At 71.8% G+C, this 14,897-nt stretch carries 18 protein-coding genes and 2 pseudogenes; 8 read left to right on the top strand and 12 right to left on the bottom strand.

Annotated elements, in window-relative coordinates; genetic code table 11:
• Window positions 1-290, top strand: a pseudogene (locus ABD378_RS17050) (CoA transferase); the annotation flags it as partial.
• Window positions 291-374: 84 nt separating this feature from the next.
• Window positions 375-1,457, top strand: a complete 1,083-nt coding sequence (locus ABD378_RS17045; protein WP_344521766.1) for a CopD family protein — start codon at window positions 375-377, stop codon at window positions 1,455-1,457.
• On the opposite strand, the gene ABD378_RS17040 is transcribed toward ABD378_RS17045, so the two are convergent.
• The 7 genes from ABD378_RS17040 to ABD378_RS17010 form a co-directional block, all read right to left on the bottom strand.
• On the bottom strand, window positions 1,387-2,130 hold the full coding sequence (locus ABD378_RS17040; RefSeq protein WP_344521765.1) for a lysoplasmalogenase: 744 nt from the start codon (window positions 2,128-2,130) through the stop codon (window positions 1,387-1,389). The genes ABD378_RS17045 and ABD378_RS17040 overlap by 71 nt on opposite strands.
• Window positions 2,127-3,047, bottom strand: a complete 921-nt coding sequence (locus tag ABD378_RS17035) for a sterol desaturase family protein (protein WP_344521764.1) — start codon at window positions 3,045-3,047, stop codon at window positions 2,127-2,129. Before ABD378_RS17035 ends, ABD378_RS17040 begins: the two co-directional genes overlap by 4 nt.
• A 143-nt stretch (window positions 3,048-3,190) precedes the next feature.
• The gene (locus ABD378_RS17030; protein WP_344521763.1) at window positions 3,191-3,907 is read right to left on the bottom strand and encodes a VIT1/CCC1 transporter family protein; all 717 of its coding nucleotides are present in this window, start codon (window positions 3,905-3,907) and stop codon (window positions 3,191-3,193) included.
• Window positions 3,908-3,993: 86 nt separating this feature from the next.
• On the bottom strand, window positions 3,994-5,223 hold the full coding sequence (locus tag ABD378_RS17025) for an amidohydrolase family protein (protein ID WP_344521788.1): 1,230 nt from the start codon (window positions 5,221-5,223) through the stop codon (window positions 3,994-3,996).
• 29 nt (window positions 5,224-5,252) lie between these two features.
• A complete protein-coding gene (locus ABD378_RS17020) occupies window positions 5,253-6,563 on the bottom strand; it encodes an amidohydrolase family protein (RefSeq protein WP_344521762.1) in 1,311 nt (436 codons plus the stop codon).
• A 14-nt stretch (window positions 6,564-6,577) separates the two neighbouring features.
• Window positions 6,578-7,462 (bottom strand): SDR family NAD(P)-dependent oxidoreductase, encoded by an 885-nt coding sequence (locus tag ABD378_RS17015; protein WP_344521761.1) that lies wholly within the window; start codon window positions 7,460-7,462, stop codon window positions 6,578-6,580.
• A 1-nt stretch (window position 7,463) separates the two neighbouring features.
• A complete protein-coding gene (locus ABD378_RS17010; protein WP_344521760.1) occupies window positions 7,464-8,261 on the bottom strand; it encodes an acetoacetate decarboxylase family protein in 798 nt (265 codons plus the stop codon).
• Between the two features lie 83 nt (window positions 8,262-8,344).
• On the opposite strand from ABD378_RS17010, the gene ABD378_RS17005 reads away from it, so the two are divergent.
• The 5 genes from ABD378_RS17005 (at window position 8,345) to ABD378_RS16985 (ending at window position 12,054) form a co-directional block, all read left to right on the top strand.
• Window positions 8,345-9,013 (top strand): TetR/AcrR family transcriptional regulator, encoded by a 669-nt coding sequence (locus ABD378_RS17005; RefSeq protein WP_344521759.1) that lies wholly within the window; start codon window positions 8,345-8,347, stop codon window positions 9,011-9,013.
• Between the two features lie 31 nt (window positions 9,014-9,044).
• Window positions 9,045-10,052, top strand: a complete 1,008-nt coding sequence (locus tag ABD378_RS17000; RefSeq protein ID WP_344521758.1) for a DEDDh family exonuclease — start codon at window positions 9,045-9,047, stop codon at window positions 10,050-10,052.
• A gap of 89 nt (window positions 10,053-10,141) precedes the next feature.
• A complete protein-coding gene (locus ABD378_RS16995) occupies window positions 10,142-10,375 on the top strand; it encodes a hypothetical protein (protein WP_135331724.1) in 234 nt (77 codons plus the stop codon).
• Between the two features lie 87 nt (window positions 10,376-10,462).
• Window positions 10,463-11,251, top strand: coding sequence for an SURF1 family cytochrome oxidase biogenesis protein (locus tag ABD378_RS16990; RefSeq protein WP_344521757.1), 789 nt, complete (start codon window positions 10,463-10,465; stop codon window positions 11,249-11,251).
• A 47-nt stretch (window positions 11,252-11,298) separates the two neighbouring features.
• Window positions 11,299-12,054 (top strand): SDR family oxidoreductase, encoded by a 756-nt coding sequence (locus ABD378_RS16985; RefSeq protein WP_344521756.1) that lies wholly within the window; start codon window positions 11,299-11,301, stop codon window positions 12,052-12,054.
• 76 nt (window positions 12,055-12,130) lie between these two features.
• On the opposite strand, the gene amaP is transcribed toward ABD378_RS16985, so the two are convergent.
• The 5 genes from amaP to ABD378_RS16960 are packed head-to-tail and all read right to left on the bottom strand — an operon-like array spanning window position 12,131 to window position 14,488.
• Window positions 12,131-12,709 (bottom strand): alkaline shock response membrane anchor protein AmaP, encoded by a 579-nt coding sequence (amaP, locus tag ABD378_RS16980; protein WP_344521755.1) that lies wholly within the window; start codon window positions 12,707-12,709, stop codon window positions 12,131-12,133.
• 7 nt (window positions 12,710-12,716) lie between these two features.
• On the bottom strand, window positions 12,717-13,403 hold the full coding sequence (locus ABD378_RS16975; protein ID WP_344521754.1) for a DUF6286 domain-containing protein: 687 nt from the start codon (window positions 13,401-13,403) through the stop codon (window positions 12,717-12,719).
• Window positions 13,400-13,744 (bottom strand): Asp23/Gls24 family envelope stress response protein, encoded by a 345-nt coding sequence (locus tag ABD378_RS16970; RefSeq protein ID WP_344521753.1) that lies wholly within the window; start codon window positions 13,742-13,744, stop codon window positions 13,400-13,402. Before ABD378_RS16970 ends, ABD378_RS16975 begins: the two co-directional genes overlap by 4 nt.
• A gap of 3 nt (window positions 13,745-13,747) precedes the next feature.
• Window positions 13,748-13,936, bottom strand: a complete 189-nt coding sequence (locus ABD378_RS16965) for a hypothetical protein (RefSeq protein ID WP_344521752.1) — start codon at window positions 13,934-13,936, stop codon at window positions 13,748-13,750.
• Between the two features lie 54 nt (window positions 13,937-13,990).
• Window positions 13,991-14,488, bottom strand: coding sequence for an Asp23/Gls24 family envelope stress response protein (locus ABD378_RS16960; protein WP_344521751.1), 498 nt, complete (start codon window positions 14,486-14,488; stop codon window positions 13,991-13,993).
• 93 nt (window positions 14,489-14,581) lie between these two features.
• Here ABD378_RS16960 and ABD378_RS16955 point away from each other — a divergent pair.
• A pseudogene (locus tag ABD378_RS16955) lies at window positions 14,582-14,897 on the top strand (nucleopolyhedrovirus P10 family protein); the annotation flags it as partial.

The following is a 14,897-nucleotide window of genomic DNA, read 5'->3' as shown; positions in this document are numbered from 1 at the left end:
CGGTCCTGCGCTCGCTCACCGAGCAGGTGGCGGGCGACGGCGGGGCCCGCAGCGTGCGGCTCGCCCTCGCGCGGACGGCGGGGTGGCTGCTGGCGGGGGACGGCGCGGGTGACTCGGGTGACTCGGGTGAGGGGGCCTCTTCGTACGAGCCCGGCGCCTGGCTGGCCGAGACGGACGGCCCACTGGGCCGGCTGCGGTACGCGCTGCCGCCGGTGAGCTTCGCGGGCGGGCCAGTGAACTGGTCGCGCCCACCCGGTCGTTGGGGGGCCGATACGCCCGAATGGTGCTGAGAGTGGCCCGTCGGGCGGAATGGGATTCCGCCAGTTGTTTGCCAGGACTTGCCCGTCAAGGGGACACCTGGTGAAGATCTTGTGGTGAGTTCCATACAGCCGTCCGCCGACCCCGCCGGCGAGGCCACGGCGGACGCGGTCGCCGCCGCACCCCTCGCCTCGCATCCCGCCACGCATCCCGCCACGCACCGCGCACCGCGCCGCCGCCCCTCGACGGCCCGTGCCGTCGCCGTGCTCGTCCTGGTGGCCGTCGCCGCACTCGTACCGCTGCTCGGCCCGTCAACGGCGCTGAGCGGCACCGGGGAGGCCGAGGCGCCGGGCACGGCCGGGATCACGTTCCTGCGGACGGTCATGTTCGCCGCGCTCTGCGTGCAGTTGGGCGAGGTGTACGCGACACGTCTGGCCCGCCGGGTGCCGGGGGCGCCGCTGGACAGCGCCCCGCGGAGCTGGGCGGCGTACGCGGCGGTCGCGGGCCTCGTCGCCGCCCTCGGCCTCGCTTCGGTGGTGGCCACCGGCAACCTCGTGCCACACCAGCTCTCCGACATGGACGTCGGCGGGCTCTATGCGTCCCGGGACGGCAGGCTGGCACTCCTGGAGGTCAACGCCTTCATCGTGGCGCTGCTCTGCGCGCGCTCGCGCCGCCCGTCCGGTGCGGCGCTTCCGCTTGCCGCGGTGATCGTGGCGGAGGCGCTGCGGGCCCACCCTCCGGCGGAGGACACCCCGCTCATCGGCACCGGTCTGACGCTGGTGCATCTGACCTGCGGGGTGCTGTGGGCGGGTGGCCTGCTGCAGGTCCTTCGCATGCTGCGCCTGTGGCGGACGTCGGCTCCGGAGGCGGGCGCGGCGGTACTGGGGCTCTACGCGCGCGTGGCGGCCGTTCTGTTCGCCGCGATCACGGTGACGGGGGTGTTCAGCACGCTGCGCCGGATGCCGCCGAGCACGGTTCTCGATCAGCTGACGGACACCGGTTACGGGCGCACGCTGCTCGCCAAGGTGCTCCTCGTGGCGGTCGTGGCCGTCCTCGCGCTGCTCGCGCGCCGGCGGCTGCGCAGGGCCACCGACCCGGTCTCGGCGTACTCCCCCGCGCGTGGGGAGGTCATCGCGCTCGGGGTGGTGGTGGCGGTGTCGGCTCTGCTGACCGCGTTGCCGCTGCCGATTCGCTGGTGAGCCTCGAAGACTGCTGCGGCTGCTGGGACTGCTGGGACTGCTGGGACCACGCTGCCAGTACGCCGCTGACCAGCAGGAACTGTGCGGCGATGTAGGTGAGCATGATCCAGAAGTCGGGGCGCGGGGCCTGCGGCCACTCGGCGACGCCGGTCGCGATGAGGGTGTCCGAGAGCAGGAACAGCGCGCCGCCCGCTGCCGCGGTGAGGCCGAGTCTCGTCGCGGCGAACGCCATCGCGGTCAGCAGGAGGCTGTAGCCCGCCACCGGGCCGCGCATGTCCGCGGGGAGGTCCGGCCAGAGGAGGGCGACCGTGGCGACGAGGGCGGTGGCGTACGCGGCCACCAGCCAGGCGCCACGCGCGCGTGCGGCGCCGTGGCGCTTGAAGAGGGCGAGGTAGCAGACGTGACCCGCCGCGAAGGAGCCCATCCCGGCCAGGAACGCGGGGTCGGCGTCGAAGAGCAGGAGGGTGTCGCCTCCCCAGCCGAAGAGGAGCGCGGCGGTCAGCAGGCGCGGGCCTTTGACTGTGACCACGTACCCCGCGAGGAGAGGCATGAGGAGGGGCTTGAAGACGGTGTGGGCTGCGTCTGATCCCGCCAGGAGTGCCGCCAGGTCGCCGACCGCGGCGAGACCGAACGCCACGAGGAGCAACTTCGCCTTGGTGGCAGCGGGGCTCACGCCGCGTTCTCCGTCACCGGCTTCGACACCGGCTCCGTCACCGACGCCGCCACCGGCTCTGAAGGCGGCTGTGACGCCGCACCAGCCTGCGGCTGCCAGCCAGGCCCCCGGAACAGCCGTCCGCCCCGCTCGCGCCAACTCGTCGCCTTCCTGAGGTCCTTGGCTATCGCCGCGTACTCGTGCGTGGCCACCCGAAGCGGGTTGTGCGTGGTGATGTTCTTCGTGAGGCCGTAGACCGGGCGGTCCGTCTCCGCGACCCAGGAGCCGAACACGCGGTCCCAGATGATCAGGATGCCGCCGAAGTTGCGGTCCAGGTAACCGCCCTGCGACGCGTGGTGAACGCGGTGGTGCGAGGGAGTGTTGAAGACGAACTCGAAGGGGCGGGGGAGCTTGCCGATCCGCTCGGTGTGGATCCAGAACTGGTAGACGAGGTTCGCCGACGAACAGAACGCGAGAGCCGCGGGATGCACGCCCAGCGCGATCAGCGGGACGTAGAACGGCCAGACCGTCAGGCTCGTCCAGGGCTGGCGCAGCGCCGTCGTGAGGTTGAACTTGCGGCTGGAGTGGTGCACGACGTGGCAGGCCCACAGGATGCGGATGACGTGGTGCCCGCGGTGCGACCAGTAGTAGAAGAAGTCCTGCGCGAGCAGCATCAGCGGGATCGTCCACCACAGGACGGGGATGTGCAGTGGGGTCAGCGCGTAGATCGCCGTGTAGATCGCGACGATGGGGATCTTCCACAGGAAGTCGAAGACGAGGCTGCCGAGCCCCATGGTGATGGAGGTGGCGGCGTCCTTCGTCTCGTACCCGGCGTCGTCCTCGTCCGGATGGATCCGGTGGCTCACGATCTCCACGACGGTGAGCAGCACGAAGGCGGGTATGGACCACAGCACGACATCGGGCAGGTTCGGCGGCATGCGTGCACCGTAAAGGCCCCTGGTCGACCGCCGCTAGACGTAGTTACCGACAAGTATTACCAGCGGTAAGAAGGCGGATGTTGGCGATCCCCGCCAAAAGCGGACGCTCAGATAACCGTGGACACCCGGGCAACCGCGGACGCTCAGACACCCACCGCCCCGAGCAGCGCCCCCGCCCCGTACGTCACCGCCATCGCGAGCGCTCCTCCCCCCATGTTGCGCACCACCGCGGGCCGCACGTCCGCGGAGCCGAGCCGTGCGCTGCTCCAGCCCGTGAGGGCGAGCGCGCCGAGGACCGAGACGACCGTGACCCCGAGGCGCCAGTCGGCGGGCGGCAGGACGATCGCGAGGAGCGGGAGGAGCGCGCCCACCGTGAAGGCCACGAAGCTGGCCCAGGCGGCGTGCCACGGGTTGGTGAGGTCGTCGGGGTCGATACCGAGCTCCACGCGCGCGTGCGCCCGCAGCGCGTCCCGCTCGGTGAGCTGCTGAGCCGCCTCCCGCGCCACTTGGCGGCTGAGCCCGCGGTCCGCCAAAAGGTCTGTCAGCTCGGCCAGTTCGGCCTCGGGCTGCTCCCGCAGCTCGCGCCTCTCCACGGCGAGTGCGGCCTTCTCGGAGTCGCGCTGGGTGGACACGGAGACGTACTCGCCCGCGGCCATCGACATCGACCCGGCGAGCAGCCCGGCGAGACCGGCCGTGAGCAGGGTGTTGCGGTCGCCCGTGGCCCCCGCCACGCCGACGACGAGCCCTGCCGTGGAGACGATGCCGTCGTTGGCGCCGAGCACGGCGGCCCGCAGCCAGTTGAGGCGGGCGGCGAGAGCACCGCCGTGTGGTTCGTCGTGTTCAGCTGCCTGATCGCTCACCCGGGGAGGGTCTCACCCCCGGGTGAGCGAGTTCGGCAGGGGCACGCCGTCGCCGCCCGGCACACCGTTCACCAGACGCACACCGTTCACCAGACGCGTACCGACCCTCCCGGGGCGAACACCGGGCTCGTCGCGCCGGCCGGTGTCTCCTTGAGGGGTTCGTCCAGTTCCTGGACCGTCGGTCCCACGCGCGCGGCGACCTCCCCGAGCCGCTCCAGGTCGAAGCCGTAGACGCGGGCGGCGTTGCCGCCGACCATGGCGGCTATCTCGTCCTTCGGGAGGCCCGCGTAGGCGATGCGCAGACCTTCGCGCGAGTACGGGTGGGTGCCTTCGTCGTGCGGGTAGTCGCTCCCCCACATGATCTTGTCGAGGCCGATCCGGTCCCTCATCTGCGCCTCGTGCGGGCGCATGAAGCTCGCGCCGACGAAGCAGTTGTCGCGCCAGACCTCGGAAGGGCCCTTGCCCATCGAATCGGCGAGGCCCGCACCGAACTTCGACTCGGCAGTGTCCGCCCTCGAAGCCGCCGCGACCAGGCGCCCGTGGTAGTAGTCCAGCATGTCGAGCACGCCCGGGATCCACCCCGAACCCTGCTCGGTGAGCACGAGCCGCAACTCCGGGTGGCGGCGGAAGGCCCCGCCGAACACCAGGTGCCACAGCGCCCGGTGCGAGAACCACGTCGTCTCCACCATGAAGACGGCCCGCGCGGCCGGTTCCTCGCCGAGCGGCGGAGAGGCCGACCCCGCGTGGTGGTTGACCGGCACGCCGCGCTCGGCGCAGGCCGCCCAGATCGGGTCGTACGTCGCCGAGTAGAGCTCGGCGAGCCCGCTGCCCGGCGGTGTGCCGGGCAGCAGAAGGCCGCCGTTCAGGCCGGCGTCAGCCGCCCATTGGATCTCCTTGACGGCCTCGCCCACGTCGTTCAGGAGGATCTGGAAGACGCCCGCCCTGCGTCCCGGAGCCGCCGCGCAGAAGTCGGCGAGCCAGCGGTTGTGGGCGCGCAGGCCCGCCCAGCGCTGCTCGAACTCCTCCCGCGTGGGCGCGGGCGCCATCAGGGAGGCGCTCGGGAAGAAGGGCGGGATGGTGTTCGGGAAGACGACCTCGGCGACGATGCCGTCCTGTTCCAGCTCGGCGACGCGGCGGTCCGAGTTCCAGTTGCGGTCGGCGGTGTCGGCGAGCAGGTCCTCGTACGGATTGACGTAGGTGGCCGCCCACGCGTCGAACGCGTCGCGGTGCCGGGACTCCAAGTAGGGCCTGTAGTCGAGGAGATCGGCGCCCGCGTGGCAGTCCGCCGAGATGACGGTGTAGCGCTCTTCGCCCATGCCGCTCGTGCCGCTCATGCGCTGTGTACTCATGTGTCCGCCCCCAGTACCGGGAAGTCGTGGTCCGTGAGCCAGTGGCGGCCCACGTCGCGCGAGCGCGCCCAGGACGCCTCTACGGCCGACTGGGCGGCGCCGTCGGTGGCCTGGCCGAGTTCGGCGGGCGTCGGGCCGATCCTGCGGGCCAGTGGCGCGAGCTTCTCGGTGTCGAAGCCGAAGACCTCCGCCGCCGCCAGACCCAGCATCCGGCGGGTCTCCCCCACCGGGATGTCGTGGAAGGTCTTCTTCAGCCACGCGCGCGTGTCGGGCCAGGTTCCTTCGGGGTGCGGGAAATCGCTGCCCCAGAGGATGTTGTCGACACCGATCTCGTAGCGCTGGGCGAGTTCACGGCGCTTGGTGTTGGTGGCGCAGATGAATATCTGCCGGTCCAGGTACTCGTGCGGGGGCCGCTTGAGCTCCGCGAACGGCGAGAGCTTCTTGCCGCCGTGCGCGCCCAGGTAGAGGCGGTCCATGAACCACAGGAGGTTCGGCAGCCACCAGCAGCCGGACTCCGCGACGCCGAACCTCAGCCCCGGATGGCGTTCGAAGACGCCCGACCAGAGCATGAACCACAGCGGCCGCGCGGGCCACCAGGTCACTTCGGAGACGTAGATCCCCAGGTGGTCGCCGTACTCATGGCGGGGCGCCGCCCCGGAGTGGGTCACCACGGGCATCGCGCACTCGGCCGCCGCCGCCCACACGGGGTCGTAACGGCGGTCGTGGTAGGGCGCCTTGTCGACCCACATGGAGGGGATCATCAGCGCGCCGAGCCCGGACTCCTTGGCCCGTTGCACCTCCGCGACGACACGGTCGACCTCGCCGGTGATGGGCAACAGGGCGACACCGCAGTGCCGTTCGGGGTTCTCGGACACGAAATCGGCGAGCCAGCGGTTGTGCGCCTGCGCGCCCGCCATGCCGAGCTCCGGGTCCTGGTCGCCGGAGAGGCCGAGGCCCACCCCGAAGGGCGCGGCCGTCTGGCTGTCGACGGCGTCCGCGTCGGGGAAGACGACCTCGGCGGCCACCCCGTCGCCGTCGAGCTCCTTGAGGCGCTGCGCGGGCTCCCAACCGCCGCGCAGCCCCTCCTCGTTGTCCTGGAACCACTTGGCGGCGAACGCGTCGTTGCGGATGCCGAGCCGCGTCGCCTCCGCGCGGCGGGAGTCGCGCTCCCCCAGGAACTGGTCGAAGTCCCGATGGAAACGGCTGTCCAGATAGGGCCGGTACTCCTCGGTGGGGAGCCCGGCGTGGCAGTCGGAGGAGATGATCAGGTACGGGTCGTTCTGCTGAGCGCTTTGCTGAGCCGTCATCACACGTCCCTCGGTCAGTCCAGGATGAAGTTTTCCAAGTACGCCGGGTCGGCGCGGTCGAGCATCGACCGCGACCTGGCCTTGATCTGCCGGTCGCTGTGCTCGCTCTCCGGAAGCAGCCAGAAGCGGTCGGCCGCGATCCCCTCCGCCACGAAGTCGGCGACCTGCTCGACCGGGGTGAACTCCACCTCCTGGCCCGCTTCCTTCATCGCGGACTCCCACTGGTCGAGGCTGCGGTAAGGGGTCTTGCGGGGGCGGGACTTGGCCCACCGGTCGGGGCGATTGCGGTGCGACTCCCACAGCCCCGTGCGCAGCATGTGCGGCCCCGGGAAGAGGACGGAGGCGCCCACGCGCGCGTGCTCCGCCTTCAGGTGGGCGTACAGCGACTCGGTCATCGTCACTACGGCCGCCTTGGTGACCGCGTACACGGACGCCGTCGGCAGCGGCGCGATGCCGCCGTCACCGGAGGAGGTGTTGACGACATGGCCCGGTTCGCCGCCCGCGATCATCCGGGGCACGAAGGCCTGGATGCCGTGGAAGACACCCCACACATTGACCTCGAAGGCCCACTTCCAGTCGTTCGGCTCGTGCTCCCACATGCGGCCCTCGGCGCCCGAGCCGACCCCCGCGTTGTTGCACAGCACATGGACGGCGCCGAACTTCTCGTACGCCGCGTCGGCGAGGGCGAAGACCTGCTCGCGGGAGCCGACGTCGACCACGCGCGCGTGCACGCTCGCCCCGTCCTCGCGAAGACCGGCCGCCGCCTTCTCCAGGGCGCCCTCCTCGACGTCCGCGAGGACCACCTTCAGTCCTTCCGCCGCGAACCGCCGCGCCATGGCGAGACCGATGCCGCTCGCCGCGCCCGTGACGACGGCGACCTGCCCTTCCCACAACTCCATCTCAGACGCTCCCCTCGGGCGGGCCGTCGAGGATCTGCTGCGGGTCGTCGTAGCGCTGGTGGATGTAGGGCAGCAGCGCCTGCGCGCTGACCCGCTCGGCCACCCGGCCCCTCTGGTCGGTGGTCTTCTCGCCGATGGTGATCTCGACGACCGCGCGCACGGGAAGGTCCGCGACCGGGTCGTACATCGACTCGCGCAGGACGACGTCCCCGGTGATGCCCTCCAGCTTGCGGACCTTCTCGTTGCGCACGCAGTGCACGAGCACCGGGTCCGCGTCGAATCCCGAACCGTCCACCGCGGGAAGGAACTTGAAGTAGAAGTCCGTCTTCTGGACCGGCTCCGGAAGAGGCAGCGCGCCGCTGACCGCGCCGCGCACCTCCACGAACGCGATGCCGTGCCGGGCCAGCGAGGCGCGGACGACCAGACCGTCGCGCTCCACCTCGACCTCGCCCAGCTTCTTCGGCTCCCCGAAGACCTCACGCCCGCCGATCAGGGCCCGCTCGTGGGTCATCGGCATGACGAGCGGATACCACCCCTCCACCCCGTCGTGCTCGGCGGCGACGGCCACCGAGCCCGCGCCGAGCGGATATCCGGGCAGGTCGACCTTGCTGATGTTGGCCCGCACCAGAGGCCGGTGGGTGGGCTTCAGCGGGGGCGGCAGGACGGCCGCCACCGCGTCCGGATCGCTCTCCCAGACGGCCACCACTCCGGTGGACCAGATGTCGGGCAGCTTCGAGCTCGCGGCGCGCGCCGCGCCGATCTCCGCCTCGGTGCGCGCTCCGTAACGTACGCGTGTCATGTCGTACCACCCTTCGTCAGCGCGGGACTCGGTCCCGCGACGGGGACTTGCGGGGGTTCTGTAACACAGTTACAACAGGAGCCGTGAAGAGTGAAGAGACGCGTACGCATCCGGACCGGGAACGCGGCCATCTCGACCGGGAACAGGTCCTCGCCGCCGCCACGGCCCTCGTGAAGCAGCACGGCCCGCAGGCCCTGACGATGCGCAAGCTCGCCGCCGAGCTCGGCACCGCCGTCACCTCGATCTACTGGCACGTCGGCAACCGCGAGTCGCTCCTGGACGCCCTCGTCGAGCGCACCCTCGCCGACCTCGGCGCGATCCACCCCACCGGCCGCGCCCCCGACCGGCGCATCGTCTCCGTCGCGCGCGCCCTGCGCCGCCAGCTGCGCGACCACCCGCACCTCGTCGCGATGGTGCACGAACGCGGCCTCACCGAGCGGATGTTCCTGCCCGCCCAGCAGGTCCTGGTCCACGAAGTGCACGCGGCGGGCCTGCGCGGCACCCGCGCCGCCGACGCCGTACGGGCCGTCCAGGTCCACGTCGTCGGCCACGTCCTGGTCGAGCGCAACCGCGAACGCGCGCCCGTGCAGCGGCCAGGCGAGGAAGAACTGTGGGGCGCGCAGACCGCCGAACAGGACCCGGCACTCGCCCGCGCGCTCGCCCGGCCCGTCGACCCCGAGGCGCTGTTCACGATGTCGGTGAAGGCACTGGTGTCCGGACTCCTGCACACGGGAATCGGACCGGGGACCTGACTGTCAGTCGCGGCCCGTATCCTCATGGACCATGCTCGAAGACCAGACGACCGCAGCGTCCGCAGCCACCTGGCCGGCCGCGTACCCAACGGGGTACGCGGTCGTCGACGTCGAGACCACAGGTCTCGCCCGCGACGACCGCATAGTGTCGGCTGCCGTCTACCGCGTGGACGCCCAGGGCGAGGTGGAGGACCACTGGTACACGCTGGTCAACCCCCAGCGCGATCCCGGCCCCGTCTGGATCCACGGCCTCACCAGCGAGCTCCTCGCTGACGCGCCGCTCTTCAAGGACATCGCCGACGAGTTCGCGGCGCGCCTTACCGACCGCGTCCTGGTCGCGCACAACGCCGTCTTCGACTGGTCGATGATCGCCAGGGAGTACGCACGCGCGGAGCTCACCGCCCCCGTGCGCCAGCGCCTGTGCACCATCGCCCTCTCCAAGGAGCTGCGGCTCCCGCTGCCCAACCACAAGCTGGCGTCGCTCGCCGCGCACTTCGGGGTCGAACAGCGCAACGCGCACAACGCCCTCGACGACGCCCGCGTGCTCGCCGAGGCGTTCCGCCCCAGCCTCAAGGCCGCGGCCAGCGGCGGAGTGCGGCTGCCGCTCCTGGAGTGCCGTCCGCTCACCGAGTGGTCCGACGGCGCGGCCCGGATCGTCCGCCAGCCGACCGGACCGGGATCGACTGCCCCCTCGTACTCCTCGTACGGCCCGACGAGTTGGCGCCCCTCGCGCAAGCGGCCCGCTTGCCCGTACCCCAACCCAGGTCGGTACGAACCGGGCAAAGCGCTCCAACAGGGCATGCGTGTCGCGTTCTCCGGCGACACCTCCATCGAGCGCGACCTCCTTGAGGACCGCGCGGTCGAGGCCGGCCTTCACATCGCGACGAGCGTGTCGCGCCTGACCAGCCTGCTCGTCACGAACGACCCGGAATCGGGCACCTCCAAGACCGTGAAGGCGCGGTCCTTCGGCACGCCCGTCATCGACGAGGCCGCGTTCGGCCAGCTCCTCCAGGACGTCGCTCCGGCGGCGGAGGGCTGAGCCGCCCGCGGGCGTCAGACGGGTGATTGTCGGGCCGGTTCCCGCCTGCTTGCTCGCATGCGGGCGCCGCGCGTCCCACCCTGTGGCGCATGGCACGTTGCGAGGTCTGCGGAAACGACTACGGCATGTCGTTCGAGGTGCACGCGCAAGGCGCGGTGCACGTCTTCGACTGCTTCTCCTGCGCCATTCACCGCATGGCGCCCATCTGTGAGCACTGCCGCTGCCGGATCATCGGCCAGGGCGTGGAGGCCGACGGGCAGTGGTACTGCGGTGCGCACTGCTCGCGGGCGGAGGGGCAGGTGGGCATCGTCGACAGGGTGTGACCCGGCCCCTCCGGCACGGGCCCGCACGGCTCCGTTACGGAGTACCCCACTCCCAGGCACCCCACGACCGAGTTGTACCGTCGTGGGGTGTACCGCTTCCTGTTGTCCCGGCAGTGGGTGATCCTCACCCTCATCGGCCTCGTCCTCATCCCCACGATGATCGAGCTGGGCTTCTGGCAGTTGCACCGCCATGAGCACCGCGTCGCGCAGAACGCGGAGATCTCCGAGGCGCTGGACGCGAAGCCGGTGCCGGCCGAGCAGCTGACCTCGCCAGGACATTCCGTCACACGCTCCGAGCGCTACCGCCAGGTGAGCGCGCAAGGGACGTACGACACGAAGCACGAGGTCGTCGTGCGGCGCCGCACGAACTCCGACGAGGAGATCGGCTTCCACGTCCTGACCCCGTTCGTCCTCGACGACGGCAAGGTCCTGCTTGTCAACCGGGGCTGGATCCCGGCGAACGGACCGCAGACCGCGTTCCCGAAGGTCCCCGCGGCACCCAAGGGCGAGATCACCGTCACCGGCCGCCTGATGGCCGACGAGACGTCCGCGCAGAGCGGTATCAAGGACGTCCAGGGGCTGCCGGACCGTCAGATCATGCTGATCAGCAGCGGGCAGCAGGCGCACAGCCTCGGCAAGGAGGTGCTCGGCGGCTACGTCGAGCTGACCTCGCCGGAGCCTCCCGGGGGCTCCCCCCAGGTGATCGGCGAGCCCGAGCACGGCGACATCGGCCCGCACATGGCGTACGCGGTCCAGTGGTGGCTGTTCTGCACGGGCGTACCCATCGGCTGGGTGGTCCTGGTGCGCAGGGAGGTGCGGGACCGCAGGGCCGCCGCACAGGCGCCGGCGCCGGAGGCCACGCCCGCCGGGGTGTAGCGGAACCGCCCTCGCGTTCCGCTGTCACGAGGCGGCAGGATAGGGCCATGGATCTTGGACTGAAGGACCGCGTCTACGTCATCACCGGCGCCACCCGGGGCCTGGGCAACGCCGCTGCGCGTGCGCTGGTCGCGGACGGCGCGAAGGTACTGATCACCGGCCGGGACGAGAAGACGGTCACCGAGGCGGCGACCGAGCTCGGCGACAACGCCCGGGGGCTCGCGGCGGACAACGCCGATCCGGCCGTCGCCGGCCGGCTGATCGCCGCAGCGCGTGAGCATTTCGGGCGCCTCGACGGTGTGCTGATCAGCGTCGGTGGGCCCGCGCCCGGTTTTGTCGCCGACAACACGGACGAGCAGTGGGAGTCGGCCTTCGAGTCCGTCTTCCTCGGGGCGGTGCGCCTTGCTCGCGCCGCGGCGGCGGAGCTCGGCGAAGGGGGCGTCATCGGCTTCGTGCTCTCCGCCTCCGTGCACGAGCCGATTCCGGGGCTGACCATCTCCAACGGGCTGCGGCCCGGACTCGCGGGCTTCGCGAAGTCGCTCTCCGACGAGCTCGGCCCTCGGGGCATCCGCGTCGTGGGGCTGCTTCCGGCCCGTATCGACACGGACAGGGTGCGGCAGCTCGACGGGCTCTCCGCGGACCCCGAGGCGACCCGGGCGGGCCACGAGTCCCGGATTCCGCTGCGGCGGTACGGGACTCCGGACGAGTTCGGGCGGACGGCGGCGTTCCTCCTGTCACCCGCGGCGTCGTATCTGACGGGGGTCATGCTGCCGGTGGACGGCGGGGCGCGGCACGGGTTCTGACCGCCGGATTCCTTCCGGTGCGAGACGTCGGCCAGGCCGGAGGTTCCGGCCCGGCCGACGTCTCACCCAGGCACCCTCAACTGACCCGCTCAGCCCGATGCTTGACCGCCCGCAACTGCACCACCGCCGGCAACCTGGCGAGCCCCGCCGAATCCCTCGCATGCGTCAACGCGTCCACGGAGAGCCGGTGCAGCGCGTCTCCGGGCGTCGCATGAGGCTCCAGGACCAGGGACACCCGCGCCTCCGGCGCGTTGCGGCGCCCCGTCAGGGAGACCGCGGCCCGCTGCACACCCTCCAGTGACTCCGCCTCCCCCACGAGCACGCTCTCCAGGGCCCGCCCCCGCAGCAGCGCGCCCTCCCCGTCCCCGGTCTCCACGAGGACCTCGGCCAGCCTCCGCCGCCGCAACTGCGCCACCAGCCACCACAGGGCGAGCAGCAGGAACACCGCGAGCACGGCGATCACCGTGGGCCAGAACCAGCCCTCGTCCCGCCACCGCGCCCGGTCCGCGTCGCTCAGCAGGACGTCACGCTTCCCGTCGTGGACCCACCACGACGGGGGCGACGCCCCGAGCCCGACGGCCAGGACCGAGCCGCCGCCGAGCACCGACACCAGGCCGATCAGGCCAAGGACCACACGGTTGACCGTCTTCAGCATCGCGAGCTCAGCCCTTCCTGCCCGGCCGTGCCACCCGCACCGAAAGGCCGGGGCTGCGGCCGAGGCCCAGGTCCCTGATGCCTTCGGCAAGCGTGGCGTCCAAGTCGCCCCGTACGTCGTCGAGTTCGCGGAAGTGCGAGACCGCGTGGACGTCCACCTTGGAGCGCGTCATGCGGACCCGCACCGACTGCACGCCGGACACGTCCATCGCCCGGTCCCGCAGCACCATCGCGGCGGCGCCCCGATGCAGCCCCGCCCGTACGTCCGCGTCCCCGCGCCGCATCGCGAGCACCGCCCGGAGCCCGGGCGTCACGGCCAGCACGATCAGCCAGACGCCGGCGGCCGCGGCCAACCCGGCGCCGACGAGGACCGCCGTGTCGTCCAGGGGCCGCTCGGCCAGTTCGCGGGCGAGGTCGCGCCGCCATCCCATGGCGGAGTGCCCGGCCCGCACCGCGGCGATGTCGTACAGCAAAAGCCCCGCGCCGCCGAGGAGCAGCAGCGCGAGGACGGCGGCGGGCACGCGCCGCGGTGACCAGAAGCGGGTCGCCTTCGTCTCGTCGGCCAGCGTGGGCGGCGGATCGTAGGACGCCGCGGAGGCCGACTGGTCGAGTTCGCTGTCGGCGCGTTCGACGACGGGCAGCGGCTGCGTGCCGCCACCGCCGCCCGTTCCCTGAGACCCCTGCGCCTCGCTCATCGCGTCCTCCCCTGCGCCGCGGCGTGCACGTGTGCCGAGTGCAGCCGCTCGACCTGGACCACGACCTCGGGCACTGCCATCCCCGCCAACGCCTCTACCCGCTGGGTGACTTGGCGACGCACCGCACCGCACTGCCCGCCGATGTCCGAGGGGTAGTCCAGCTCGACGCTGACCCGCACACGGGCGACATCATGGCGCACGGTGACGGTCGCGTGCGGCGGCGAACCGTCAGCGGGCACATGCGTCAGTGCCTCACGTGCCGCCTGTGCCGCGATCTTCGCGACGACCCGGTCGGCGATCCGGGTCGCACCGCGCTCCGCGGGCGCGACCTGTGCCGCCACGGCTCACCGCCGCCGGTCGTCGCCACGGGTACGGAAGAAGTCGCCGAGCTCCAGGTCCCCCTCGAGGAACCGGCCCGCGACAAACCCTATGGCGCCCAGGGCTGCCACCAGCAGGAACGCCCCGAAACCGCCGAAGTACCCGGCGAAGCCGAGCGCCATTCCGGCCACCATGCCGATCACGGCCATGTTCATCGTGCGCTCCTTAGCAAGACGCGGCTGACATCCGGCTCCCGAACCGCCGCCGCGCTACTGAAGGCGGCCTTGCGGCTCATCGTCTTCCTCGTCCGGGAGCTTCACATCGCTCACCGCGATGTTGACCTCGACGACCTCGAGGCCGGTCATGCGCTCGACCGCCCCGATGACGTTCTCCCGCACATCGCGTGCCACGTCCGCGATCGAGACCCCGTACTCGACGACGATCTCCAGGTCGAGCGCCGTCTGTACCTCGCCGACCTCGGCCTTGACGCCGCGCGACACGGACTTGGAGCTGGAGCCGCCGGGCACCCGGTCGCGTACGGCCCCGAAGGTCCTTGCGAGCCCGCCGCCCATCGCGTGCACGCCGTCGACGTCGCGGGCCGCGAGCCCGGCGATCTTCTCGACCACGCCGTCCGCGATGGTGGTGCGCCCCCGGCCCGCGGGGTCGCCGCCGCCCCTCTTGGTCGTACTGCTCTTCCCCACCGCCTCGTCCGGGGACTCCTTCGAGAGAGTCTCCTGAGGCCGGTTCCGCTGTCCGGTGTCGGTCATCGCCGTCTGTCCCTTTCGAAAGGGGATCTACTCCTTCGCCCACACTAAGTGCGGTTACGTCCTCGCGCGCCAGGGATGCGGCAGGCTGGGGCAATGACCGGTGACGGATGGACTGAGGCGGTTCGGCGGCAGCTCGGCCTGGGGCGAGTTCTCCCCTTGGGAGGTCCGGGCGACGGCTCCTGGCTGACCGAGGCGTGCGCGGGCGGGGTACTGCGCCATGCGGCGGAGCGGGTGAGCGGCGTACGGCTCGGCGCTCTGCGGGTGGCGCTCGCCGATCCGTCGAAGGCGTACGCCCCCTCCGTGCCCCCGCCGCCGAGCGGGCTGCCGCCGGGTCCGCTGCGGATCACGGCGGAGTTCGCGGCCGAGCCCACCGAGCCGCTTCCCGCGGCGGCGGCCCGGCTCCGGGCGG

Source organism: Streptomyces rectiviolaceus, assembly GCF_039533825.1.
GTDB lineage: Bacteria > Actinomycetota > Actinomycetes > Streptomycetales > Streptomycetaceae > Streptomyces > Streptomyces rectiviolaceus.
The sequence above is the reverse complement of the archived record's forward strand: the minus strand, read 5'-3'. Positions and strand labels throughout refer to the sequence as shown.